This window comes from Neobacillus solisequens (assembly GCF_051233465.1).
Lineage (GTDB): Bacteria > Bacillota > Bacilli > Bacillales > Cytobacillaceae > Neobacillus.
The window spans coordinates 26703-51615 of sequence record NZ_JBKFGJ010000013.1; the positions used below are offsets into that span (position 1 = coordinate 26703).

The 24913-nt window shown below is 37.8% G+C and carries 24 protein-coding genes and 1 pseudogene; 5 read left to right on the plus strand and 20 right to left on the minus strand.

Annotated elements, in window-relative coordinates:
• Window positions 1-77: 77 nt before the first annotated feature.
• Entirely contained in the window at window positions 78-2150 is a 2073-nt protein-coding gene (locus ACI3K6_RS13845) for a sigma 54-interacting transcriptional regulator (protein ID WP_435555293.1), read from the minus strand.
• Between the two features lie 181 nt (window positions 2151-2331).
• Here ACI3K6_RS13845 and ACI3K6_RS13850 point away from each other — a divergent pair, with 181 nt between their 5' ends.
• Entirely contained in the window at window positions 2332-2565 is a 234-nt protein-coding gene (locus ACI3K6_RS13850) for a DUF2627 domain-containing protein (protein ID WP_335476199.1), read from the plus strand.
• Between the two features lie 259 nt (window positions 2566-2824).
• Here ACI3K6_RS13850 and ACI3K6_RS13855 read toward each other — a convergent pair whose 3' ends face one another.
• From ACI3K6_RS13855 to spoIVB, 3 genes are all read right to left on the minus strand, one after another.
• On the minus strand, window positions 2825-3559 hold the full coding sequence (locus ACI3K6_RS13855) for a glycerophosphodiester phosphodiesterase (protein ID WP_435555294.1): 735 nt from the start codon (window positions 3557-3559) through the stop codon (window positions 2825-2827).
• Between the two features lie 133 nt (window positions 3560-3692).
• Complete coding sequence (spo0A, locus tag ACI3K6_RS13860) at window positions 3693-4487, minus strand: sporulation transcription factor Spo0A (RefSeq protein WP_435555295.1); 795 nt, start codon at window positions 4485-4487, stop codon at window positions 3693-3695.
• Window positions 4488-4793: 306 nt separating this feature from the next.
• The gene (gene spoIVB, locus ACI3K6_RS13865; RefSeq protein ID WP_435555296.1) at window positions 4794-6080 is read right to left on the minus strand and encodes a SpoIVB peptidase; all 1287 of its coding nucleotides are present in this window, start codon (window positions 6078-6080) and stop codon (window positions 4794-4796) included.
• Between the two features lie 577 nt (window positions 6081-6657).
• Between spoIVB and ACI3K6_RS13870 the strand changes: the two genes are divergently transcribed.
• Complete coding sequence (locus tag ACI3K6_RS13870) at window positions 6658-7683, plus strand: DUF3231 family protein (protein ID WP_435555297.1); 1026 nt, start codon at window positions 6658-6660, stop codon at window positions 7681-7683.
• A 1149-nt stretch (window positions 7684-8832) separates the two neighbouring features.
• Here the strand turns inward: ACI3K6_RS13870 and ACI3K6_RS13880 are convergent.
• From ACI3K6_RS13880 to ACI3K6_RS13895, 4 genes are all read right to left on the minus strand, one after another.
• On the minus strand, window positions 8833-9204 hold the full coding sequence (locus ACI3K6_RS13880) for a group II intron maturase-specific domain-containing protein (protein ID WP_435555380.1): 372 nt from the start codon (window positions 9202-9204) through the stop codon (window positions 8833-8835).
• A gap of 35 nt (window positions 9205-9239) precedes the next feature.
• Complete coding sequence (locus ACI3K6_RS13885) at window positions 9240-9575, minus strand: reverse transcriptase domain-containing protein (protein WP_435555298.1); 336 nt, start codon at window positions 9573-9575, stop codon at window positions 9240-9242.
• Window positions 9559-10071, minus strand: a complete 513-nt coding sequence (locus tag ACI3K6_RS13890; RefSeq protein WP_435555299.1) for a reverse transcriptase domain-containing protein — start codon at window positions 10069-10071, stop codon at window positions 9559-9561. Before ACI3K6_RS13890 ends, ACI3K6_RS13885 begins: the two co-directional genes overlap by 17 nt.
• Before the next feature lie 589 nt (window positions 10072-10660).
• Window positions 10661-11053, minus strand: a complete 393-nt coding sequence (locus tag ACI3K6_RS13895) for a hypothetical protein (RefSeq protein WP_435555300.1) — start codon at window positions 11051-11053, stop codon at window positions 10661-10663.
• A gap of 322 nt (window positions 11054-11375) precedes the next feature.
• On the opposite strand from ACI3K6_RS13895, the pseudogene ACI3K6_RS13900 reads away from it, so the two are divergent.
• The 3 genes and pseudogenes from ACI3K6_RS13900 to ACI3K6_RS13910 all read left to right on the plus strand — a co-directional run.
• Window positions 11376-11825: pseudogene (locus ACI3K6_RS13900) on the plus strand (IS110 family transposase); the annotation flags it as partial.
• A 230-nt stretch (window positions 11826-12055) separates the two neighbouring features.
• Window positions 12056-12193: a hypothetical protein gene (locus ACI3K6_RS13905; RefSeq protein WP_435555301.1), complete on the plus strand. Its 138-nt coding sequence runs from the start codon at window positions 12056-12058 to the stop codon at window positions 12191-12193.
• A gap of 321 nt (window positions 12194-12514) precedes the next feature.
• Window positions 12515-12922 carry a tyrosine-type recombinase/integrase gene (locus tag ACI3K6_RS13910; protein ID WP_435555302.1) on the plus strand — a complete coding sequence of 136 codons (408 nt, stop codon included), beginning with the start codon at window positions 12515-12517 and terminating at the stop codon, window positions 12920-12922.
• Window positions 12923-13036: 114 nt separating this feature from the next.
• Here ACI3K6_RS13910 and recN read toward each other — a convergent pair whose 3' ends face one another.
• From recN to accB, 12 genes are all read right to left on the minus strand, one after another.
• Entirely contained in the window at window positions 13037-14725 is a 1689-nt protein-coding gene (gene recN, locus ACI3K6_RS13915) for a DNA repair protein RecN (RefSeq protein ID WP_435555303.1), read from the minus strand.
• A 14-nt stretch (window positions 14726-14739) separates the two neighbouring features.
• Complete coding sequence (ahrC, locus tag ACI3K6_RS13920) at window positions 14740-15189, minus strand: transcriptional regulator AhrC/ArgR (RefSeq protein WP_335476208.1); 450 nt, start codon at window positions 15187-15189, stop codon at window positions 14740-14742.
• 150 nt (window positions 15190-15339) lie between these two features.
• Window positions 15340-16161 (minus strand): TlyA family RNA methyltransferase, encoded by an 822-nt coding sequence (locus ACI3K6_RS13925; RefSeq protein ID WP_435555304.1) that lies wholly within the window; start codon window positions 16159-16161, stop codon window positions 15340-15342.
• Window positions 16151-18061: a 1-deoxy-D-xylulose-5-phosphate synthase gene (dxs, locus tag ACI3K6_RS13930; RefSeq protein ID WP_335476212.1), complete on the minus strand. Its 1911-nt coding sequence runs from the start codon at window positions 18059-18061 to the stop codon at window positions 16151-16153. The genes ACI3K6_RS13925 and dxs overlap by 11 nt, the downstream gene beginning before the upstream one ends.
• 167 nt (window positions 18062-18228) lie before the next feature.
• Window positions 18229-19122 (minus strand): polyprenyl synthetase family protein, encoded by an 894-nt coding sequence (locus tag ACI3K6_RS13935; protein ID WP_435555305.1) that lies wholly within the window; start codon window positions 19120-19122, stop codon window positions 18229-18231.
• Window positions 19123-19125: 3 nt separating this feature from the next.
• On the minus strand, window positions 19126-19359 hold the full coding sequence (locus ACI3K6_RS13940) for an exodeoxyribonuclease VII small subunit (protein ID WP_435555306.1): 234 nt from the start codon (window positions 19357-19359) through the stop codon (window positions 19126-19128).
• Complete coding sequence (gene xseA / locus ACI3K6_RS13945) at window positions 19349-20707, minus strand: exodeoxyribonuclease VII large subunit (protein WP_435555307.1); 1359 nt, start codon at window positions 20705-20707, stop codon at window positions 19349-19351. Before xseA ends, ACI3K6_RS13940 begins: the two co-directional genes overlap by 11 nt.
• Window positions 20708-20836: 129 nt before the next feature.
• Complete coding sequence (folD, locus tag ACI3K6_RS13950) at window positions 20837-21694, minus strand: bifunctional methylenetetrahydrofolate dehydrogenase/methenyltetrahydrofolate cyclohydrolase FolD (protein ID WP_435555308.1); 858 nt, start codon at window positions 21692-21694, stop codon at window positions 20837-20839.
• Window positions 21695-21739: 45 nt separating this feature from the next.
• Window positions 21740-22129, minus strand: a complete 390-nt coding sequence (nusB, locus tag ACI3K6_RS13955; protein WP_435555309.1) for a transcription antitermination factor NusB — start codon at window positions 22127-22129, stop codon at window positions 21740-21742.
• Between the two features lie 290 nt (window positions 22130-22419).
• A complete protein-coding gene (locus tag ACI3K6_RS13960; protein WP_435555310.1) occupies window positions 22420-22827 on the minus strand; it encodes an Asp23/Gls24 family envelope stress response protein in 408 nt (135 codons plus the stop codon).
• Between the two features lie 18 nt (window positions 22828-22845).
• Complete coding sequence (accC, locus tag ACI3K6_RS13965; protein WP_335476222.1) at window positions 22846-24201, minus strand: acetyl-CoA carboxylase biotin carboxylase subunit; 1356 nt, start codon at window positions 24199-24201, stop codon at window positions 22846-22848.
• 12 nt (window positions 24202-24213) lie between these two features.
• Window positions 24214-24729 carry an acetyl-CoA carboxylase biotin carboxyl carrier protein gene (accB, locus tag ACI3K6_RS13970; protein ID WP_435555311.1) on the minus strand — a complete coding sequence of 172 codons (516 nt, stop codon included), beginning with the start codon at window positions 24727-24729 and terminating at the stop codon, window positions 24214-24216.
• Window positions 24730-24913: the final 184 nt, after the last annotated feature.

A 24913-nucleotide genomic window follows, 5' to 3' on the forward strand; every position in this document is an offset into this window, starting at 1 on the left:
TTCGTGCCAAGATAAACTCCGTGAAAACGCTTCATTTTCGGCATCCACACCGTGCAGCTATTTTCATACCATGAAATTTATTGCATGCTATTTTTTTCAAGGTGATATTTATCCAATTTGTAATATAGATTTCTAACGGATAACCCGAGTGTTTTAGCGGTTAAGGTCTTATTTCCCTCTAAGCGGTTTAATGTTTCCGCGATAATCTTAGCTTCATACGATTCAACCATTTCTGCTAGACTTCGATTAGACGTTACGACTTCATCTAGTTGGACATGGTTTTGTTTTTGAGCTTTTTCGGTGGCTAAAATCGGCAAATGCAGGACATCTATAAATGTTTCATTATACTTCATAAAAATAATCGCTCTGCCCAGAATATTTTCTAATTCTCTTACATTTCCCGGCCAGTCATATTCTATTAACTGATTTAGAGCCTTCTCGGTAATCCCTTCAACATTCCGACCATAATCCCGATTAATCTTGATAATCAATCGTTCACATAGTGCCGGAATCTCTTCTTTTCGGCTCCTTAATGGAGGTATATGGATCGGCATCCGATTTAAACGGTAGTATAAGTCTTCCCTAAAGGTTCCTTTGGCAATCCCCTTTTCTAAATTGACATTAGTTGCCGCAATCACCCTTACATTAATGGAAATTGACTTTGTCCCTCCGACCCGAATAATTTCATTTTCCTGAAGAACTCTAAGGAGTTTTGCCTGTGTCCCGGCAGACAGCTCGCCTATTTCATCAAGAAAAATACTTCCGTTATTCGCTTCTTCGAAAAGTCCCCTTTTTCCTCCTCTGATTGCACCGGTGAAAGCACCCTCTTCATAACCAAATAGCTCACTCTCAAGCAACGAATCGGATAAGGCCGCACAGTTTACACGAATAAATTTGTTATATTTTCGATCACTTGCATTATGTATGGCATGGGCAAATAACTCTTTTCCTGTCCCGGATTCCCCGCGAATTAGCACGGTAGCAGGAGTTTTAGCCCCCAGTTTTGCTTGTTCAATGGCCAGCATCATTTCTTCAGATGTGCCAATAATATCTTCAAATGTATATTTTGCTTCTAGGGTTCGAATTAACTGACGTGCCCGGCTTAACTCACGGCTGAGGGATTTCATCTCTGACATATCGTGGATCACACCAACACTGCCTTTTAATTTCCCATTCACAATAATCGGTGCCACATTTACAATGACCTCTCGTTTACCTGGCCCCACTCTCATTGGAACACCGCGAACAGCCTTTCTCGTATTTAACACCTTCAAATGCATACTTTCGCCTTCAGATATATCTGCTGTAGCCGGATGTCCAATTACCTGCTCCTCTTTTAAACCTGTAATCCGCGAATAAGCTGGATTAATCAAGATTCCCCGTCCAGATTCATCAACAACGGAAATCGCATCGTCACTCGAATGGATAATCGCCTGTAGCATCGTTTGAATTTCTTTTAAGTCCGTAATTTCCTCAGCTAAATTGACGACCTCGGTAATATCCTTAAACACAGCCAAGGCCCCAATTAATGTTCCATTTTCCTCCACAATCGGAATACGGGTTGTAATAATTTTCCGTCCATTCCCTAAAATCATTTCTTGATTGGTTTCAATTCTTCTCGTTTCAAGAATGATGGGTAAACGACTTTGCGGGATTACCTCCCCGACGTATTTTCCAATGACCGTCTCCTTTTTTTGTTCCATCATTTCTTCGGCACGACGATTAAATAAAATTATGTATCCACGATGATCAATCACAACCATGCCATCGTTAGTGGAATTAAAAATTAATTCCTGTACGTATGATTCATATTGATGTTTCTGAATTAGTTCCTCTTTCTCTTCCAGTAATTTCGAAAAAAGAAAAGCCACGCTTCCCGGTATTAATAAGGTTTTTCTTGGCTTTTGATTTCGCAGTTCCTGAAAGACTTGATCATCTCCAGTAACCTCAATAATGATATCTATATTTTCGTTTAAAAGAGAACCCCAGTCTGTACCGGTTTTAATCTCTTCACGCCCAGCTAATTGAATCCCTGGGGCATCAAAATTGCGGTCAATCACAGCATAAACATTTAGAACTTCCGATTCTTTAATAATTTTAAGAATCGCCGTTCCTCCTTTTCCGGCCCCAACAATCATGACATTTTGCATCTATATACCCCTTTCAATAAACCATGTAGGGTGAACCAGTTGTTTACTAGCAACGGAGAGTTATGCAATTTTTTTCACACTCTAATTCTATCGTGAAACGTCTATTCTTGACAAATTTTATCTACGAAATCATATTTTAATGTATAATAAAAAAAGAATCTTTTTATGGAAGGACTTCATAATGACGCGGATTATTGCCCTTATAATATTATTAATTCCAGGGATGCTGGCTGCTTGGGGAATCAAATTGATGCGAGACATGACATTCGGCATTTTACAGCCGCCATTTCCTTATTTAGTCATCCAATTTCTAGCAGGCCTTATCTTTTTGATCGGGGGGCTCGGCTTTATTGCCGGATTTATTCTGCACAGAGATCGAAAACGAAACAAAGTTCAACAGCGATTCAAAAAATAGGCTGTGTTAAAGAACAGTGTTGATTTTTACACTCTGTTGATTGTAGCGGAAGGTGAGAAGACTCCTCGAAAATGCTAACGCATTTCCTTCGTGCGTGGGGGAATTCCAGGAAGAAAATCAATGTCCTGTGGGAGTACGATTCTGGAGAGACCCCGCAGGCGCTAGCGCCGAGGAGGCTCGCCGAAACGCCCACGAACCGCTTGCACCTGGAGCGAAAATCAACAGACAATTTTAACAGAGCAAAAAAATAAAGAGGCCATTATCTCAATGGTCTCTTTTGATAGGTTTCTCTTATTTTAATCGCTTTAACTGGATCATCCGTGATGATAGCTGTACAGTTGATTTGAAACAAACGTTTCATATCTCTGTCCTGATTCACTGTATAGGGCCGGACTGCAATTCCATTTTCCATTGTCGTTATGATGACTTGATCCGATATATTGGAATGCTTTGGATGAATCCCCTTGGCTCTAATCGATTTCGAATAGATCCAAGGCATATAGATCGCTTCAATGAACAAAGGCGCCGTTTCAATTTCCGGGGCAATACGATAACAATAAACAATACTATAATGATTAAACGAAGAAAACACAATTCGGTCCTCTAACCGATATTTATGAACTAGTTCAACTACTTTCTCTTCCATCCCTTCATAGGGGATTAGTCCGTTCTTAAATTCAATATTACAGACCATTTTATTTGATTTAAGCCATTCAAGTACTTCTTCTAATGACGGGATTGGCTCCTTTTTGGGACCATTCTTATCCGCATTTAATTTTCTAAGATCCTTAAATAGGAAATCTTTCACAAAACCACTGCCATTCGTGGTTCGGTTCACTTTCTCATCATGAATGACTACTATTTCTCCGTCCCTTGTCAATTGAACATCAAGCTCCAGACCGTCTGCTCCAGCCTTTTCCGCTGCAATAAATGACCCCATAGTATTTTCCGCATAAGCAGCAGAATATCCCCTATGTGCGAAAATTTGCGTCATCTTTTCACTTCCTTAATAAAATGAGCATTTTCTATAACAATTATAAATCCTGCTTAAACAGCTTATGCAAACAAGATACCATATTTTCATCAACTTATAAAAAAAAGCCCCAAACGAGGCTTTTTTAATCCTTTCAAGAAGCTTTATGTTCTAAACGCAGTTTGTCTGCCACCATCGCGATAAATTCGGAATTGGTCGGTTTTGCTTTTGACATGCTGACAGTGTAACCGAATAAAGAGGATATGGAGTCGATATTACCTCGGCTCCAAGCCACTTCAATGGCATGTCTGATGGCCCGTTCCACACGGCTGGCAGTTGTATTATATTTTTTTGCAATGTCAGGATATAAAACTTTAGTGATGGAGCCTAAAAGCTCAATATCATTATACACCATAGCAATTACTTCCCTTAGATACAAATAACCCTTAATGTGGGCTGGGACACCAATTTCATGAATGATACTGGTAATGCTGGCATCAAGGTTTTTAGGTTTCGATTCCGTTTGAGGGCGGTAGCTTGAAGAGGAAACCTTACGAGAAGAGACGGAATTTCTGCTTCCGCTAACTTGGCGAATATGATTACCTAAATTGTCCATGTCAAATGGCTTTAGAATAAAATAGGATGCACCTAATTCCACAGCTTTTTTGGTTACATCTTCCTGCCCAAATGCCGTTAACATAATGACATTCGGCAATACACCACGGTTCATTTCACGAAGTCTCTCGAGTACAGCTAGGCCGTCAAGATGGGGCATAATTATATCTAAAACAAGTACATCTGGTTCGATTGTACTTAATAAGTCCAAACATTCTTGTCCATTATGGGCTACACCAGCCACTTCCATATCATCTTGTGAGGAAATATAATCCTCTAATAAACCTACTAACTCTCTATTGTCATCAACGACACAAACTTTTATTTTCTTCAACTCCGCTTCCTCCTCAGCTCAATTGTATCTATGTAGCACAGTTTTGTTCTAATTCTATTCTAAATTAGAAATTCGACAATGCAACAAAAATTCCTCTCATTTTTTTAATATTTCTTAAAATAGTGAGAAAATCTTATCTTTTCTTTGTTTTTCTCGGTTTTTCGACGCAAAACGCAATATTCCCAGTATTTAACTTGAATTTGTCGAAAACTTTTCATGATAATGGGTGCTGTTTTGTGTATAACCATACTTTTTAACCACGAAAAAAGAAGCAAAATAGGGAATGACTCCTATTTTGCTCGGATGTTAACTTGCTTTATTTTTTGGAACGTCATATATGTTAATTCCGGCTTCATTTAACATCCATTCAATATGGACACCATACCCTGAAGTTGGATCATTTACAAAAACGTGGGTAACCGCACCAATCAATTTACCGTTTTGAATAATTGGGCTTCCGCTCATACCTTGAACGATGCCTCCCGTTTTTTCCAAAAGCTTAGGGTCTGTCACTTTGATCACCAATCCTTTTGTTGCCGGAAACTTTTGCGGAATTGTACTGACGATTTCAACATTAAATTCTTCCACTTTATCATTGTTTACCACCGTCAAAATCTTTGCTGGTCCTTCTTTTACTTGATGGGATAACGCAATAGGAATTGCTTTATCCATTATACCATTTTTTAATTCCTTGTTTATTTGCCCAAAAATTCCAAATGGGCTATTCTTTTTAATATTTCCAACCACTTCACGGTCTGAAGAAAATCTAGCTAGTTTTTCACCAGGGTCACCGTTGCTGCCTTTTTCAATAGAAGTAACCGTTGATCGAACAATTTGACCATCTTCTACTACAATTGGCTGCTTCGTATCCATATCGGAAATGACATGTCCTAAAGCACCGTATTTTTTGGAATCGGGATGAATAAAAGTCATCGTTCCAATTCCGGCTGCTGAATCCCTGATATATAAACCCAATTTGTAAGTGTCTTCTCCCTTATCTTTTAACGGAGTTAATTTGGTTCGAACTTTTCCATTCTCACGACTAATCATCATGTCCAACGACTTGCCTTCTTGTCCTGCTGTTTGGACAAATGGAGCAACATCTGTCATTTTTTCAATTTTATTGCCATTAATTTCTGTTATTATATCGCCGACTTTAATTCCTGCTATCTCGCCTGGCGACTTTTTTCCGTTTTCCGTATTAACTAAGTGGTGACCAACCACTAATACACCGACTGTATTCAACTTTACACCGATTGATTGCCCTCCAGGAATAACTCGAAAATCTTTTAGAACATTTACGTCAACCTTTTTAATGGGAATACCCGCAAATTCCAAAAGCATTTCATTTTTTCCATTTTCATTTGCTTTGAATGAAACTTTGTTTTTTTCCTGCTCAAGCGTGATATTGCTGTTGGATTTCAAAGTTGCTGTAACCGGGGCTGCTTTTTGAAAAGAAAAATCGTCACCTTCAAAAACGGTAACACTCTTCGGTATATTTACATATTCTCTCATTGGCTGAAAAAAAATAAGGCTAATTAATGAAACAAGGAGAATTCCACCAATCAATTTTCGAAATAACTCTGACTTCAAATTTTTCACTCTCCTCGCTTCTAATTCAACTTGAAATGGCTACATCTTTAATTTTGCCTCCTTGACAAGCATTTATAACTTTGTTCCAAATAAAAAAGCTACCCAAGATGGATAGGAATGGTATCTGGGTGTTATCGGAAGCTTTAGGATAAATGTTGATGTACCAAGGATTGAATAAGATGCCAATATGTTTTATTCGGGTCGTTTTTGGGCGTTGTTGACATATTTGGTCAACATTTCGTCAACAACTTTAAATTTACTTTGTATAAATTATTTACTTTTAATAACTGATTAATCATGAATCATTGATTTTTTTCTTCTATATATAAGAAAAAACTAAACAGCATTTCCTACCAGCTTTAAATTAGCGGCAAAATTTGGATTAATATATATCCTAACCCAGCGTTTTGAATCATGGTCCAGGCTCGTGCATTCAATAACGAATATCGCTTTTTTCTTATTGAAGTAATGGGGCAGGTTAATTAAATAAAGATGAGTAATCTTTTGTAAATTCAAATTCAGAATATAACTTCAAAGGAGGAAAATACTAAAAAAAAATGAAATGAAGGAAGTTACTATGCAAACGATTAAATTAGGAGCCAATAAAACAAACATTACAGAAAAATTAACATCCGCAGAAATGGGTAAACTTTGGGCAACATACATGGGAAACAGTATGTCGAAATGCATTTTAAGCTATTATCTCCAACACGTTGAGGATAAGGATATTAAAACTTTATTAGAAAATGCATTGAAATTAAGCGAAGAACTCTTGAAAACAACAACTGAAATTTTTACTAAAGAAAATTTCCCAATCCCTAAAGGATTTTCACAAGAAGATGTAAATTTAGATGCTCCTCGTCTATTCCAAGATCAATTCTATGTCCATTATCTAAAATATACTTCAAAAGCTGGCGGGAGCATTTATAGTGTAGGAAGTCCTCTTGTATTTAGAAAGGATGTAAAAGAATTTTTTAGATATTGTTTGGATTCTACTATGGATTTAATGGAGCAAATCAAAGAAATATTAATGAATAAAGGGCTTATCGACAAGCCACCATTAATTCCAGTTCCTGATAAGGTGGAGTTTGCTCATCAGGATTTTTTAAATGGTTTCTTTGGTCATGTACGTCCATTGCACGGATTAGAAATTGCTCATCTTTATGATGCTATTGAAAATAATGCAACGAGTAAGGCACTAATTATGGCGTTTGCCCAAGTAGTAAAGGATGAAAAGATTCGCAAATTGTTTGAAAGAGGAAAAGACATTACAACAGAAAATATTAAAAATTATTCGCAAAAGCTACATGATGAAGATTTACCTTCCCTATCTTTTCTGGACGATTTAGTTACAGCATCTACTTTTTCACCTTTTTCGGATAAGATAATGCTCTTTCATAAGATGGATATGTTTTCAATGAAATTTAGAACCTTTGGAAATGCAATGGCTGTAAATGGAAGGCGTGATATTGGGCTAATCTATATTAATTCCTTCATGAAAATTGCAGATTTTGTTCAAGATGCAACAAAAATTATGATTGAGAAAAGCTGGTTTGAACTAGCACCAAGAGCAGCAGATAGAGAAAAATTAGCTTCTGATTAGTTTTTCCAAATTAATTATGGTTTAATTAGGAACAGTCTGGCTCCCAATGTTATGTTTTGTCCTTGAGATATTGTTAAAAATAGGACTAAAAAAGGAGGAAAATTATTAATTGTTCGTTTATTTGGCTTTATTTAGAATTTAATGGAAATAGAAAGAGGAACTTCTGCCTAACAGGATTTCCCTTTCTTAAAATCAAACCCAAGCCTTTCTTAAATAGAGAAAGATTGTGAATTAATGTACTTAAACTATCAGGTGCGATTCTTCAATAGAAAAGGATCGCTTTTCTTATTGAACGAGGTTGAATAAGGGTTTTTATTAGTTGAATTAAGTTTTTAAATGGAAGGGATATATATTCAACAAAAAGAGAATTAAATGAAGGGGAAATACTTATGTGGAGACTCGTATATCTAGCTTTTGGTATATTTAGCATAATCGCGTTATTAATACCAAAAAAGCTAAGTAAAATAGAATTTTACGCTACTTCCTTTTTGCCTTTACCTACGGTGTTACCATTTCCGGCTGCCTGTTTTTTGTAGATTACGGAGCAGAATAGTCGAATAAGGAATCAGTAAAAAGGAGGAGGAAAATGGCATAGAAAGAAAGGGGAATAATGGATAAGGTTTTGAAAAAAGTTATTATACCCATATTACGACAACAAGGATTTAAATTCTTTTCCGTATTTTAGACGAATGAATGAAAAAAATATTGATTGATTAACTTTTCAATTTAACAAATTGAGAGGTTCGTTTGTTGTCGAGTTAGTTGTTTGTCCAAGACAAGGTGTAACAATGGATTGGGGAGAACAAATACCACCAAACAAAGTTACAGCCCATAATATGGACAAATGCTTTAGGTTGAAAGCAAAATCCGAAGATGAAAACGAAATATGGTTTGATTTGGAGAATGCAAAAACGAGGAAGACTTTGGGAAAATTGCTTTAATTGTTGTAAATTTATTAAATATTTCAGACCGTTTATGGATTTCTAAGTTATTTCGCTAACGGGAAAATTAAAGATGTAGCTGTCAATGAAGAATCTTTTCATCTTGGACAATCGGTAGTTTTGTAATCGAGTAGAGGGAAAATAAGCTGACTTATTTTCGCCCCTCTCACAACACCGTACGTACGGTTCGCGTATACGGCGTTTCAATTTATATTACAGTGTATACTTTTAAGTAACGTTCTAAAGAAGAGGGTACTCCCCTCTGCTTTAAACTTTTATTTGAGATTGCTCTTTGAATAACTTTCGATAACCCGATATACCGATACCCTTTTCGGCAGAACGTTAATCCTTTCGCTTCTTCTTCAGGTATTCCTAGTTTTATGAGCGACTTGATTTGTTTTGTCGGTACCTTCCATTGTTTCCAGATGATTACTCTTATTCTCGAGCGTAGCTTCTCATCTATTCGACTCGTTAATTTTTTCATATTTCCGATTCTAAAGTAATTTACCCACTCAAATATGACTTGTTTCAGTTTCATGATTCGGTAGTCTAACGGAACACTCCAGTTTCTCTTTGTCAGTTGTCGAAGCTTCCTTTGAAATTTCTGTACTGAGGTTAGGTGAGGTTTAACTTGGTATCTCTTGTTGTGAAGTCATAGTAATACCCAAATCCTAAGAATTTTAATTCTTTTGGATGAGAGATTTTACTCTTCTCAACATTGACTAGTAATCCTAATTTCTCCTCTATAAATCTCACGATCGATTTCATTACTCTGTTAGCGGCTTTTTCGCTTCTAACAAAGATTAGGGAGTCATCAGCGTATCTTACGAAACGCAATCCTCTACTATCAAGTTCCTTATCAAGTTCGTTTAACATAATATTACTCAATAGTGGACTTAGGTTTCCTCCTTGCGGAGTTCCGACTGGTGTTTCTTCATATTTCCCTTTCACCATGACTCCACTGACTAAGTATTTTCTGATTAAAGAAGATGACATCACCATCATCTATTGTATTGGCAATAATTCGCATGAGTTTATCGTGATGGACTGTATCGAAGAATCTTTCAAGGTCAATGTCTACCACCCAATCGTGTCCATCATTCAGAAATTCCAAACTTTTTATAATCGCCATCTCACAACTTCTTTTTGGTCTAAAGCAGTAGCTGAATTCACTGAATTGCTTTTCAAATATTGGACTGAGATCTTGATGAATGGCTTGTTGAACTTCTCTATCCACTACTGTTGGTATTCCCAACTTGCGCATCTTACCATTTTCTTTTGGGATTTCCACTCTTAAGGCAGCTTGTGGTTGGTATTTTCTTGTTCTGATGCGCTGGCGTAACTCATCCTTGTTCTCTCTCAGATATTGCTTTAGTTCTTCAACTGTTACTCCATCGACCCCACTCGCACCTTTATTTTTATAGACACGCAGGTAGGCTTCGTTCATATTTTGATTACTTAGAATCTGTTCTAAAAGTTACACACTCGTTTCTCCTTCCCTCTCACGTAGTAAGTGATATCCCCATTTTGGTTAGCCTTTGAGATACGCTCATACTTTCCCCATTAATACATTCGGAGTACGTCACTTACGCATTCGTGGTGTTGAAACACTATAAATTGTTCAGCCCTTCATGAATTAATTTCACTACTATGGCTTCTGCTGACTTCTTGCGGCTCCCTTTTTCGACTGTACTTCCGTACATCCACAAGACCTCCCAGGGTAAGACAACTATCTTTCCTCTTTTACTCGCCTGATTTATTCTACAAAGTTACGCACATCTTTTGGACTTTGACTTGTTACGGAGCCTCATCCCTTTATAAAGCCTTAGTATCAGATTTCTGTACGTCGAGCCAAGATTTTATTCCACGCTTCCTCCAGCCCTTATCTCACGATAAGTACCTTGCGCTTCCTTAGTGGTTGGCTGATGTGTACCCCCACAGTGGACTTTCACCACCTAGATAGTTACCATTCCTGGCACACGTAAAAAAAGGACTACTTAAGCAATAGTCCCACATTTGTAATGTTTTAATGTTTATTAAAAAATTCTTCTGTTAATGACTGTACATCTCCTTGCGCCCCTGCTAATTAAGCTCCGTGCCTGAGCCAATGATAATTGAACAAAAACTGCTTGGTCCATGTTGTTTTCCACATCAAACAATGCAAAAGCCTCTCCGTCAACGATGAATACACAAATGAATTCTACTTCTACATCATTAGATCTTGGAGGGCTGGATACAATCTCACAAAGCATGATTTGTCCAGTAGCGAGCAATGCTCTTGCCTCCCTGCGGGAAATTCGAATAAACACGAATTCCTCAAATGCAACATTAGTATCTTCCACTTCAATTTCAACTACAAGAAAAAAGCCATTTCTTCTGGTTTGGAGTATACAATGTGCCCCAATGGAAACAGGATCCCCCATACTCATATACTATCACCTCCTTACTACTATAAAATTCCTTAGCGAAGGAAAGGTGTGGACAAATTGTAAATTAATTTTGGTTTGCTTATCTTAAAATTTATACTATGTAACCTTTGTTAACCTCATAATTAACATTGTGAAATATCCCACTTAAACAAAAGGGGGCGATTCTTCAATAACGTAGGATCGCTTTTTCTTTTTGAAGTAACGACGCAGGTTAGCATTCCTGTAGATCGTTAAATATCAGGTTTGAAAAAAATAGAACCCCTCAGTAAGATACGAGTATAGAGTCCAATCTAACTCAGAGTCTTAAGGAGGAAGCCCTACTATGAATTTTAAAATGCAAGACAAACAAAATCAACTAATAGAAAGAATTTCTGATACACATCTTATTGTTGGTGTAGATATCGCTCAACAACTACACGTCGCGAGAGCTGTTAACTTCCGTGGAATTGTGGTTGGAAATCCCCTTTCTTTTGAAAATAGTGAAGAAGGGTTTATTAAACTATTAAACTGGATCCAAGAGTTAAAAAGACTAAAGAACTTAGAGATAGCAATAGTAGGTATGGAGCCTACAGGCCATTACTGGCTAAACCTATCAAAATGGTTATATAACCAAAACATTGAGGTAGTAACAGTCAATCCCCACTTAGTAAAAAGAAATAAAGAGAATCGTGATAATACCCAATCTAAAAGCGATAAAAAAGATGCACTCGTTATCGCAGATATGGTCAAAAATGGCTACTATTCCTTTATTCGCCCTTCATCAGAATCATATTACTAGAAAATGGTGGCATCGTTTGTTACACAATCAGTCCGCTTTCCGAATAAGAGCTATTCTATTTGCAAGAAAGGAAGTAATTGTTGCAACTGTTCCATTTCATTTAAATGATTAATTACACTCTAGAAAACCCAATGACCAATTCATTGGGTTTTTCTTGTTGCTTATATATTAATTAAGGAGGGAATGGAAAAAATAAAAATAATACAGATTTTAGGAGTGGTAATATGGAAACAGTATGCAACATTTGCGGTAGTGAAAAAGATGATTTCGAAGAACATAAAGAATCAAACGTCTTAATTATTTGTGACAATTGTTTAAAGGAAATTAAATTTTCTAATCTAATTGAACAATTTTTCAGTTAAAGTTCGTATGAGTTTCCAAGTTTTAAATGTAATTGTGAACTTTTGCACTTAAACTAAAAGGTGAGTTAGTTGAAGAAGCTAATCGGAAATGAATATAAAAATGGCTCAGTATTGCGAACTTCCATTTTATATTAATTACAAAACAGAAACAAATACATAGGAAAATTTGGTTACATTTTCAATTACATTATCAGGTTTTGCAATAGTAAACGTAACCAAAGAATAAAATAGCCCATTCTTTTTTTCTGAATGGGCTCATATTATTAGAACATTACTGACCAAGTAGCTGGACCAACTTTTCCATCAGGTGGAGTTGTTGAAATGCCTGATTGGTATATGGAAGAGTTGAAACTATACCAGTTTGAATGGAAGAAGGAAAAGCTAAAAGTCGGCGAATTGTGGGAAGGTGAAAAAAATGAATACCTTTTCCATGCTGGTTATGGGAAACCTCTCTTTCACAATTCTCCCACCCAAAAATGGATTCAATTTATAAAAAAACATAACTTAAAAAGAATTCGACTTCATGATCTTAGCCACACAATGGTGACTTTATTAATTGAAGCCGGAACAAACATTAAAGCAATTTCTAAACGCGCTCGCCATAAAAACACCGGAATTACATCAGACATTTATGGACACATTACCAAAAAAGTCAGTCGGGAAACAGCTGACAAATTTGATCGTTTTGACCCAAGAAAAAAAATAGTCAACAGTTCGTCAACAAGATGACTTTTATCTTGATGAATCGCAAAATAAAAAGCCCTTAAACCTTGATATACCAACGGTTTAAAGGGCTTTAAATTTAATAACTTTTGGACAAAGCTACCCAAGATGGATAGCATTTCAAATTTTTTTGGTTTTTTCTGCTAATTGTAATAGTTCCCCTGCATGTTGCTTAGTAAGATCAGTGATTTCCACACCAGAGATCATCCGGCCTATTTCCTTAATTTTATCATGTTCATTTAGTGGTGTAACAGAGGTAGTCGTCCTTCCACCCTTAATATTCTTGGAAATATATAAATGAGTGTCAGCCATTGCAGCGACTTGAGGCAAATGTGAAATACATAAAACTTGTGAATCAGTAGCCACTTTATATATTTTTTCAGCAATCGCCTGCGCCACTCTTCCACTTACCCCAGTATCCACTTCATCGAAAATAATGGAGGTGACTCCTTGATGCTTGGAAAAAATACTTTTTAATGCCAGCATAATCCGAGATAATTCTCCCCCTGATGCCACTTTTGATAATGGTTTTAACGGCTCCCCTGGATTGGTGGAAATATAAAATTCTACATGATCCATACCTGTTCTTGAAAAATGATCCGAATCTGTTTCAAAGCGAATGTCAAATATGGTTTTTGCCATATACAATTCCTTTAATTCTTTATGTATTAACTTTGTCAGTTTTTCAGCCCATTTTTTTCGAAGTTCACTTAATTGTTTGGCTTCCAATAACAGGTCTTTTTGCAATGAAGCCAGCTCTTTTTCTAATGCCCCTATATGCGTCTCTTTATTTTGCAAGGTCTCTATTTCTTCTTCTATCTTTGCAGCATATTCAAGGATTTCCTCAATTGTTTTTCCGTATTTACGTTTTAACTGGTTCATTTCATTTAAACGCTCTTCAATCTCGTTTAATCTGTGAGGATCAAATTCTAAACCATCCAATTCATTGCGAATGGACCCTACGGCATCCTCCAATTGGTAGTAGCAATTAGAAATGACATCATATAAATCTTTATAGGCTGTATCAAGCGCTGCAGCGTCCTCCAGGTGACCCATGGCCAACCCAAGCCAATCAAGCCCTTTTTGTTCACCATTTAAGGCTGTATAGCCTAATTGAAAAGATTCATAAATCCGTTCAAAATTAGCCAGCCTCCGCTTTTCTTCCGTTAATGCTTCATCTTCCCCAGGTTTTAACCCAGCCTTTTGAATTTCATCTAATTGAAAAAGGATTAAATCGAGGCGGTGAGCCATTTGTTGATCATTCTCACTTAAGGTTCGCAGTTTTTGACGTGTTTGTTCAAATTTACGGAAGATTTCTTGATATTCTTCAAGAGAATCAAGTATTTCTTCCGCGCCAAATTGATCAAGTAAAGGTAAATGGTGAGATTCATCCATTAATTCTTGATGTTCATGCTGACCATGGATGTCCACCAGTGCCGCCCCCATTTCCCGCAATGTAGAAATCGTCACTAATTTTCCATTAATACGGCATACACTTTTTCCACTGCGGAAAATATCTCTTCGAAGGACAATCATGCCTTCTTCAATATCAATTCCAAATTCCATAGCTCTTTCATAAACCGGATGATTTTCATCATCCATTTGAAAAAGACCCTCGAGTTCTGCTTTTTCTTCCCCATGACGAACAAATTCAGACGATCCTCTGCCACCTACCAACAAGTGAATAGCATCAATAATGATAGATTTTCCTGCACCTGTTTCTCCTGTTAAAACGGTTAGTCCTTTGTCAAATGACACTGATAACTGCTCAATTATCGCAAAGTTTTTAATTGATAACTCAGATAACAAGGATCTCCCCCCAATTAAAGCATATCCAAGAAACGCTTCGTGATAATTTCTGTATCCTCTTCCGATCTGCAAATGATCAGCATCGTATCATCACCACAGATTGTACCTAAAATTTCATCCCAATCTAGATTATCAATAAGAGCCCCAATTGCCATTGCATTTCCTGGTAAACATTTCATCACCAGCATATGACCGGCAGAATCAATTCGTACAAAGGCATCAACTAAGGCGCGTTTTAATTTTTGTAATGGATTAAATCTTTGATCCGCCGGTAGACTGTATTTATAACGACCGTCACTTAATGGAACCTTCACAAGATGCAATTCCTTTATATCTCGGGACACGGTTGCTTGAGTCACATTATAACCAGCATTTTTCAATTCATCGACAAGGTCATCCTGTGTTTCAATATCGTTATTAGCAATAATTTCTCTGATTTTGATATGGCGTTGGCCCTTATTCATACTTTCACTCCTGTTTACCCTTCGAATATTAGTACTATGAGTACTTTCTACCCATATGTTAGCCCATTTTCGTGAAATTGTACAATTAAAATTTATAAAAATACAGGATTATACAAAAAAGGATAAGCCCAAGCTTATCCCTTATATTTGTTAGCTATGAAATTCCTCATGAGCTGCATCTACGACTTCTTTTGGAGTAACAGGTAGGCCATTCACACCTGTCTCTCTTTCACCTTCCCATTTAAGGTGGAGAAGAAATTCTATATTTCCTTCTCCTCCTGTAATAGGTGAAAAAGACAGATTAATGGCAGCATACCCTTGCGAGATGGCAAACTGTATAATTTTTTCAATTACTTCAATATGGACCTTTTTCTCACGTACAATACCTTTTTTTCCAACCTGCTCACGCCCCGCCTCAAATTGTGGTTTTACCAGAGCAACGATGTCACTCCCAGGGACCAACAATGTTCTTAAAACGGGTAGTATTAAGGTTAATGAGATAAATGAAACGTCAATCACTGCAAAATTCGGCATCTCTCCAGACAAATCAGCCGGAGTCACATAACGAAAATTCGTCCGTTCCATAACCACAACTCGTTCATCCTGCCGTATTTTCCAGGCCAATTGGTTGTAGCCAACATCAAGTGCATACGACATTTTAGCGCCATTTTGCAGGGCACAGTCAGTGAAGCCGCCTGTGGAGGCTCCAATATCAATCATCACTTTATCCAAAACACTGACATCAAAAACCTTAAGAGCTTTCTCCAACTTTAAACCGCCTCGACTGACATAAGGAAGGATGTTTCCTTTCACCTGTAGCGGAATGTCCACTTTAACCTTTTCCCCGGGCTTATCCAATCGCTCTTCATTTGAATAAACAAGGCCGGCCATTATGGCTCTTTTTGCTTTTTCTCTTGTTTCAAATAACCCTCGTTCAACTAATAAAACATCTATTCGTTCTTTATTTTTCATGAAGTAATGCCCTTTGTTGTTTTTTACTGGTCAAAAGCGAGATTCTTTTGACCACTTCTTTGGTTGTAAAATTAATTTCCTCTAACAGTGAACCAACATCACCGTGTTCAATAAATTGATCCGGAATTCCCATACGGTCAATTTGGGCATGATAAAATTCTTGATCATGGGCATACTCTAAAACAGCACTGCCGAATCCCCCTTGTAGAATTGCCTCTTCAATTGTCAGAATAGGAATATTTTCTTTAAGAATATGATTCAGCATGTTTTGATCCATTGGCTTGATAAAGCGAGCATTGACCACTCTTACTGAAACACCTTGTTTTTCAAGCTGTTCTGCTGCCTCCATGGCCATTGGGATGGTTGTGCCAAAGGTTAAAATGACAGCATCTTCCCCTTCTTTCAGCACTTCCCAGGTACCAATAGGAATCTTTCTAAATTCCGTATCCATCGGTACACCAATTCCGTTTCCACGAGGGAATCTCATCGCGATTGGCCCTTCATCATAGTTTAAGGCCGTATATACCATATGCTGCCCTTCATTTTCATCTTTTGGCATCATTAAAACAATATTTGGAACATGCCTTAAAAAGGCAATATCAAATACCCCTTGATGCGTTTCGCCATCAGCTCCAACTAATCCGGCGCGGTCAATCCCGATAAACACATTTAGGTTTTGACGGCAAATATCATGAACTACCTGATCATAGGCTCTTTGTAAGAAGGTAGAATAAATCGCTAAAAAAGGCTTCATATTCTGAGTTGCTAGTCCGGCAGCCACCGTTGCGGCATGCTGCTCCGCAATCCCGACATCATACATTCGATCCGGGAATTCACTAGCAAACCCTTCAAGTTTAGAACCTACCGGCATAGCCGGAGTGATTGCCACGATACGGTTATCCTCACGTGCAAGGTTACGGACGGTTTCACTAACAAGACTGCTCCATGCTGGCGGCAGCTTTTTATTTGGTTTTACGAAATCACCGGTGTCCATTTTATATGGACCTGTTCCATGCCAAGTTCCAACTTTATCAGACTCTGCAGGATGAAATCCCTTGCCCTTTTTGGTAATCACATGCAGCAATACTGGACCTTCCGTTTTTTTGGCGTAGTTAAGATTCTCAGACAGTGCATCAAAGTTGTGCCCATCAATGGGGCCTAAATAGGTAAATCCTAACTCTTCGAAAAACATACCTGAAACAAATAAATATTTTAAGCTATCCTTGACCCTTTCAGCGGTTGCTGCAAGTTTTCCACCCACTGCAGGCACTTTTTTAAGCAATAATTCCAATTCATCTTTTACCCATTGGTATTTACCCGCGGTCCGTAATTGCCCAAGGATATTGTGGACCGCCCCGACATTAGGGGCTATGGACATCTCGTTGTCATTTAAGATCACAATCATGTCCTTTTTTTCATGGCCAATATGATTCATGGCTTCTAGTGCCATCCCACCAGTTAGAGCACCGTCACCAATGACAGGAACCACAAAGAATTTTTCTTTTTTTAAATCTCTGGCAATGGCCATTCCCATTGCGGCAGAAAGGGATGTAGAGCTATGCCCTGTTTCCCAAACATCATGCTCACTTTCCGTTCGTTTCGGGAATCCGCATAACCCTTTAAATTGGCGCAATGTATCAAATTCACAAGCTCTGCCCGTTAAAATTTTGTGAACATAGGATTGATGCCCTACATCCCAAAGAATTTTGTCTTTTGGACTATTAAAGCATTTATGTAAAGCAATGGTTAATTCAACCACACCTAAATTTGGCCCGATATGGCCGCCAGAAACGGAAAGCTTTTCAATTAAGAACTTCCGTATGTCTTGACTAAGGCCCTCCAATTCTTTGTTGGACATCCCTTTTAAAAAGGAGGGGTCTTTTATTGATAACAGATCCATTTATGGATCACTCACTTTCATACTTTTTCTTACACATGTCATTATACTATTAATACCTTTTAATGTTAAAAATAGCCGTCCACATATAGTGATAACGGCATGACAACGTTTTCGACATTAATATCAATTATAACACACCATTATCATTGCTACAAATCCCAATAGAATTAATGGTCACGGGATGCAATTAAATCTGTAATTTCCAAGAGCAGTTCTGTTTTTATTCCAGTTTTCTCTAAATGGAATTTCGCCTTATTTATTTGGTTTTTTAGTGCGGCTTTTGCTCCTTCTAATGATAATAACTGTGGATAGGTACTTTTATGATTAGCCGTATCACTTCCAACAGGTTTGCCAATCAATTGTTGATTTCCAATTAAATCTAATATATCATCTTGGATTTGGAAGGCAAGTCCAAGGTGATGAGCAAAAGTTAATAAATTTTTAACCTGTTCTTGTCCTGCCTTTGCTAATATAGCTCCAGCCAATACACTATAGCAGAGTAATTTCCCGGTTTTATGAATATGAATATACTCCAATTCCTCTAAAGAAAGGGCTTTATCTTCCCCTTCCATGTCGGCTACTTGACCGCCAACCATGCCTTCTGCACCTGCTGCTTTTGCCAGTTCAGTTAATAATTTTACTTTTACTTCCGGAGGTGCTAGTTCATTTGGGGTTTTACATAGCACTTCAAAACTATAGGTTAACAAGGCGTCGCCAGCCAGCGTGGCAACGGCATCTCCAAACACCTTATGATTCGTCGGTTTCCCCCTGCGAAGATCGTCATTATCCATGCTTGGCAAGTCATCGTGAATCAATGAATACGTATGTATCATCTCAATCGCCGCAGCCACATTCAGCCCGTTTTTTGGATCCATCCCGAAGGCGTTTAAGGTTGCAAACAATAAAAGTGGACGAATTCTTTTCCCCCCTGCCTGGAGAGAATAAATCATTGACTCCTTTAGAACTGCCGGTGCATTTAACGTTTCAACTTGGTTTCGAAGTTCCTGTTCTAAAAGCTGTTTATATTCCAGCGTAAATGCTTCTAAAGCGTTGCTCGCCAACTTCTATTCCTCCTCATCTATAGTAAAACTCTCGGTGCGTCCGTCCTCCGTAATAATTTGGGTTAATTGTACTTCTACACTTTTCAATTTATCATGACAAAGTTTTGATAACTCCATTCCCTCTTTATAAAACAGGATCGCTTTTTCTAAAGGGACATCACCTTCTTCAAGCTTATCAACAATCTGCTCCAGCTTGGTCATGGCCTCTTCAAAGGTTAAATTTTTCTCATTCTCCACGATTATCTCTCTCCTTTATGGTTTCCACTTTACAGTAAAGACTGCCATCTGATAATTGAACCTGAACGGTATCCGCTTCTTTTATCTGATGAACGCTCTTTATAATCCGATCATCCTCTGTATAGGCTAAGCTATAGCCGCGCTCCATGATTTTTAAGGGACTCAAGGCCTGCAAAGTAGCAATCATACGCTCAAAGTCAGTTTGCTTTTTTAATAAAATTTGCTGGATATTTCGCTCTAAATCTTTTTGTGTACGTTCGAACAGGATCTTAGCATCTTTTAATGCTGAATTAGGGTGGTTTCGCTGTAATCGCTTTACCAATCCATCCTGCTGTTCCTTTTTTATACTTACTAATCTTGTTGTGCCGCGAACCAGCCTTTCTGTTACTTTATCAACCTGTTCAAGCTTTTGTTCGTACAGCATATGGGGATATCGAAAAGCATAGGATTTTTGAACTCGATTAAATCGTTCTTTTTCAAAACGCAGCTGTTCTTGCATGGCCCTCATAAGGCGACTTTGCTGCTGTAATACTCTGTGCATAAGTTCTTCAATATGTGGAACAGCCATTTCCGCAGCACCTGTTGGGGTCGGGGCACGAAGATCTGCCACAAAGTCCGCAATTGTAAAATCTGTCTCATGACCTACAGCCGAAATGATGGGGATTTTCGATTGAAAAATGGCCCTGGCGACCATCTCCTCATTAAATGCCCATAATTCTTCAATAGAGCCTCCTCCACGCCCCACAATTAATACATCAATTTCCTTCAAATGATTGGCCCTTTCTATTGCCTTGACAATCGAAGGCGCAGCATTGTCACCTTGTACAAGTGCTGGGAAAACCAAAATATTAGCAATGGGATATCGTCTTTTTAAAGTTGTAATAATGTCCCTGATGGCGGCACCAGTAGGAGAGGTGATAACACCAACTGTTCCTGGATATAACGGCAGCCTTTTTTTGACTTCGGGAGCAAATAATCCTTCCTCAGCAAGCCTTTGCTTTAGCTGCTCATAGGCCAAAAATAACTCACCAATTCCATCAGGCTGCATTTCTTTAATATATATTTGATATTGCCCACTTGATTCGTAGACTGTAATATCGCCTTTTACAATTACCTTCATTCCGTTTTCCGGTGCAAACTTCATGGCTCGCGAATGACTTGAAAACATGACTGCTAGGATTCGGGCTTTTTCATCCTTTAAGGTAAAATACATATGTCCACTGGAGTGCTGTTTAAAATTTGAAATTTCTCCTCTTACATGGACATCATGCAAATGCGGGTCGGCATCAAATTTTCTTTTTATGTATTTTGTTAACGCATGTACAGTTAAGTATCTTTCCTTCTGCATAGGGATACTCCTTTATTTCGAGCTCTAGAACATAAAAACTGTCCTTATCTATTATAAAGTTCATTCCTATTTTTGTCTGTAAATGAACAAAAAGGAACTATTTAAAATAATAGATAAGGACAATCCTAATTATGATCTTTCTGCACTTTCACGGGCAGATTTTAAGGTATTATACATAAGCATGGTAATGGTCATCGGGCCCACTCCTTTGGGAACAGGTGTAATATACCCTGCTACTTCACTCACTTCATCAAATGCGACATCACCACAAAGTTTTCCAGCTTCATTACGGTTAATGCCAACATCGATAACAACAGCGCCTTCTTTAATATGGTCAGCTGTAATAAAATTAGCGATCCCGACTGCAGCTACAAGGATATCGGCTTGTCTTGTATGAAACTTTAAATCCTTTGTTTTGGAGTGACAATACGTAACTGTTGCATGCTGATTCAATAATAATTGACCAACTGGTTTGCCTACGATATTGCTTCTTCCGACCACAACAACATCTTTACCAGCAACCGAAATCCCTGCCTCTTCAAGCATTACCATAATTCCAAAAGGGGTGCAAGGTAAAAAGGCATTTTGTCCGGTCATCATTCTGCCAATATTAATAGGATGAAAACCATCCACATCTTTATCAGGTGAAATGGATTCTATGACTTTCGTTTCATCAATATGCTTAGGTATCGGTAATTGAACCAAAATGCCATGAATTTGTTTATCATTATTCAATTCATGAATTTTGTCAAGTAGTTCGCCTTCTGAGGTTTCCTCTGGTAATTCAATTAAAACGGAATACATACCCAATTCTTTGCAGGCCTTTTCTTTGTTTTTTACATATGTACGAGAAGCATGGTTATCCCCAACTAGGACAACTGCCAACCCCGGAACGATCCCATTTTCCTTTAAGCTTTTTACTTCCTCTGCAATCTCTTGTCTTTTTTTGTCGGCAATTTCTTTTCCACTAATAATAACTGCGGTCATTTTCAACTCTCCCCTTTTAAAGTAAAAATTTCCGTAAACTGTGTTTTAAAGGTTTTGTTTAATTTTAGAAAGGACACCATTGATAAATTTGCTTGACTGGTCATCTCCATAGATTTTTGCAATTTCAATAGCTTCGTCAAGGACAACATTACCCGGAACTTCCGTACTTAAAAATTGTAATTCATAAACTGACATTCTAAGAATGTTGCGGTCAACCGTTGCCAATCTTTCTAGTGACCATTTTTCGAGATTTTCAGTCAGCAGCTTGTCGATTTCCGTTTTATGTTCATACACCCCATTAACAAGCTTTGACAAATACTCGTCACTGGCCTCCTCTTCTAATACATACTCAATAGCTGACTTAGGGTCGCTATCACTTACATCAATTTGAAAAAGTGCTTGTAAAGCCTTTTCCCTAGCTGTTCTTCTTTTCATTATAACTTTAACTCCTTTAGAGGTTTTAAGAAATTTTGGTCTAAATATTATACATCCTATAGTATTAATCTAATTGTAATGGATAGACACATAAAAAGATAATAGCATATCTATTTTAGATTCGCACATGTATACCTGATTTTATTTTAACTTTCCTTTCAAAAAGGCTCTGTTGATTTCCGCTCCAGGCACTTCGCTCCAATCAACAGGGTATAAAATCAACAGTTTTCTTTAACACAGCCTTAAAAAAAGAAAAACCAAAGGATAGCGCTTCCTTTGGTTTCTCTTGGTTATACTTCTTCTTCTATTAAGGCTTCTTGTTTCTGAGTTTCAAATTGAACGCCCACAACGTGAATGTTCACTTCTTCGGCTTCAAGAGCAGTCATATTTAACAACGCTTGACGAATATTTTCTTGAATTTTACCGGCAACACTTGGAATAGAGATTCCAAATTTCATTAAACAGTAAACATCAATTTTTATGCCCGTCTCTGTAAGTTCAACCTTTACACCCTTACCGTGATTCTTTTTGCCAAGACGTTCAACAACACCAGCAGCGAAATTGCCGCGCATACTGGCGACACCTTCCACCTCAGATGCAGCGATTCCTGCGATTACTTCAATCACTTCAGGTGCAATTTCAATCTTCCCTAGACCGTTATTTTCTTGCTCCATCTCCAGGATATTATACTCGCTCAACTAAAACACCTCCAGATTTTAGACAGACTTCATCACATCATATAGCTCAAGGAATTTGGTATTAAATTGTCCTTCTACAAACTTTTCATGCTCAAGGAGCTTTAGATGGAATGGAATAGTTGTATGGATTCCTTCCACTACAAATTCGCTTAAGGCGCGTTTCATTCTGGCAATCGCTTCATCCCTTGTGCTTCCATATGTGATAATTTTCGCAATCATGGAATCATAGTAAGGTGGAATGCTATACCCTGGATAGGCAGCAGAATCAACACGAACTCCTAAACCTCCCGGCGGTAAATACATATTAATTTTACCTGCGGAAGGAAGAAAATTCTTTTCCGGATTTTCAGCATTGATTCTGCATTCAATTGCCCATCCGTTAAATGTTACATCCGCTTGTGACAACGATAATTTTTCACCGTTTGCAACTCGGATTTGTTCTTTAATCAGATCAATTCCGGTCACTAGTTCCGTTACAGGATGTTCCACTTGTATTCTTGTATTCATTTCCATAAAGTAAAATTTGCGATTGCGATAATCATATATAAATTCTACCGTTCCTGCACCTGAATAATCAACTGCTTTTGCAGCTTTTACTGCTGCATTTCCCATTTCTGCCCTAATTTCGCCATCTAATGCTGGTGAAGGGGTTTCCTCAAGCAACTTTTGCAGTCGGCGCTGGATCGAACAATCCCGCTCGCCCAAATGAATAGTGTTTCCATAATTATCTCCCAAGACTTGAATCTCGACATGACGAAAATCTTCAATATATTTTTCAATGTACACGCCTGGGTTTCCAAAAGCAGTTAATGCCTCTTGTTGGGTGATATTAATCCCTTTGATTAATTCCTGCTCATTTCTGGCAACTCGGATTCCTTTACCGCCACCTCCTGCCGTTGCTTTAATAATAACAGGAAATTGAATACGTTCTGCCAGTTCTAATGCTTCGTCAACATCGTTGATAATACCGGTTGAACCCGGAACAATCGGTACACCAGCTTCTCTCATGGTTTCTCTTGCAATGTCCTTTGTGCCCATCTTGGTGATTGCTTCAGGGCTTGGACCCACAAAAGTAATATTGCATTCTCGGCATAGCTCAGCAAAATCAGCATTTTCGGCTAAAAATCCATATCCCGGATGAATGGCATCACAGCCCGTCAATTTTGCGACACTTATTATATTGGTCACGTTTAAATAGCTGTCCTTGGATGAAGTAGGACCAATACAGTAAGCTTCATCAGCTAACTGAACGTGAAGGGCTTCACGGTCTGCTTCGGAATAGACAGCGACGGATTCAATTCCCATTTCGCGACATGCACGAATGATCCGGACTGCTATTTCTCCTCTGTTCGCAATTAACAGTTTTTTTATCATGGGTTACGCTCCTTATTCAGGCTTTACTAAAAATAATGGCTGTCCATATTCTACTAATTGCCCATTTTTCGCGAGAACTTCAACAATTTCTCCATTCACTTCAGCCTCTATTTCGTTAAATAACTTCATTGCTTCCACAATACAAACGATGGAATCCTTTGTTACCTTCGAGCCTGCTTTTACGTATACATCTGCATCTGGACTTGAAGATGCATAGAAAGTTCCTACCATTGGTGAAGTGATCTTATGTAGGTCTGTTTCCGTTGTCTCAACTGCTGCAACTTCAACAGGTTGTGTGGTTTCTTGCTTAACTTCCGCTACATGAGTAGCAGGTGTTGAAACAGGCATGACTGGAGCCTGAGCTGCCATCGGCTGAACTGCCTGAATGACAGGCTGGACAGTTGCAGTAGTCACAGCACCACTCTTTTTCATTTTGATTTTTGAACCTTCGTTTTCATATACAAATTCATCAATGCTTGATTGATCTACCAATTTAATAAGTTCGCGTATTTCTTGAACCTTTAACATTGTTTACACCCCTTGTGCTATTAAAATTATTACTAGATACTAATACTATACGATAATACCTTGTCTAAGTTCAATCATCTAAATTTGGGAATCAGGTGTTTTTGGCACTGAGTTCTTATTTTATAGTAATATTTTTTATGCAAAATGTAAATTTTGTAATTGTCATTAAATTCTGTAAAAAAAC

Excerpts from the sequence above, each read along its gene's own strand:
- ACI3K6_RS13845 (WP_435555293.1), bottom strand. The coding sequence starts at position 2,150 with ATGCAAAATGTCATGATTGTTGGGGCCGGAAAAGGAGGAACGGCGATT.
- ACI3K6_RS13850 (WP_335476199.1), top strand. The coding sequence starts at position 2,332 with ATGACGCGGATTATTGCCCTTATAATATTATTAATTCCAGGGATGCTG.
- ACI3K6_RS13855 (WP_435555294.1), bottom strand. The coding sequence starts at position 3,559 with ATGACGCAAATTTTCGCACATAGGGGATATTCTGCTGCTTATGCGGAA.
- ACI3K6_RS13870 (WP_435555297.1), top strand. The coding sequence starts at position 6,658 with ATGCAAACGATTAAATTAGGAGCCAATAAAACAAACATTACAGAAAAA.
- ACI3K6_RS13890 (WP_435555299.1), bottom strand. The coding sequence starts at position 10,071 with ATGAACGAAGCCTACCTGCGTGTCTATAAAAATAAAGGTGCGAGTGGG.
- ACI3K6_RS13895 (WP_435555300.1), bottom strand. The coding sequence starts at position 11,053 with ATGAGTATGGGGGATCCTGTTTCCATTGGGGCACATTGTATACTCCAA.
- ACI3K6_RS13905 (WP_435555301.1), top strand. The coding sequence starts at position 12,056 with ATGGAAACAGTATGCAACATTTGCGGTAGTGAAAAAGATGATTTCGAA.
- ACI3K6_RS13910 (WP_435555302.1), top strand. The coding sequence starts at position 12,515 with ATGCCTGATTGGTATATGGAAGAGTTGAAACTATACCAGTTTGAATGG.
- ahrC (WP_335476208.1), bottom strand. The coding sequence starts at position 15,189 with ATGAATAAGGGCCAACGCCATATCAAAATCAGAGAAATTATTGCTAAT.
- ACI3K6_RS13925 (WP_435555304.1), bottom strand. The coding sequence starts at position 16,161 with ATGAAAAATAAAGAACGAATAGATGTTTTATTAGTTGAACGAGGGTTA.
- dxs (WP_335476212.1), bottom strand. The coding sequence starts at position 18,061 with ATGGATCTGTTATCAATAAAAGACCCCTCCTTTTTAAAAGGGATGTCC.
- xseA (WP_435555307.1), bottom strand. The coding sequence starts at position 20,707 with ATGCAGAAGGAAAGATACTTAACTGTACATGCGTTAACAAAATACATA.
- folD (WP_435555308.1), bottom strand. The coding sequence starts at position 21,694 with ATGACCGCAGTTATTATTAGTGGAAAAGAAATTGCCGACAAAAAAAGA.
- nusB (WP_435555309.1), bottom strand. The coding sequence starts at position 22,129 with ATGAAAAGAAGAACAGCTAGGGAAAAGGCTTTACAAGCACTTTTTCAA.
- accC (WP_335476222.1), bottom strand. The coding sequence starts at position 24,201 with ATGATAAAAAAACTGTTAATTGCGAACAGAGGAGAAATAGCAGTCCGG.
- accB (WP_435555311.1), bottom strand. The coding sequence starts at position 24,729 with ATGTTAAAGGTTCAAGAAATACGCGAACTTATTAAATTGGTAGATCAA.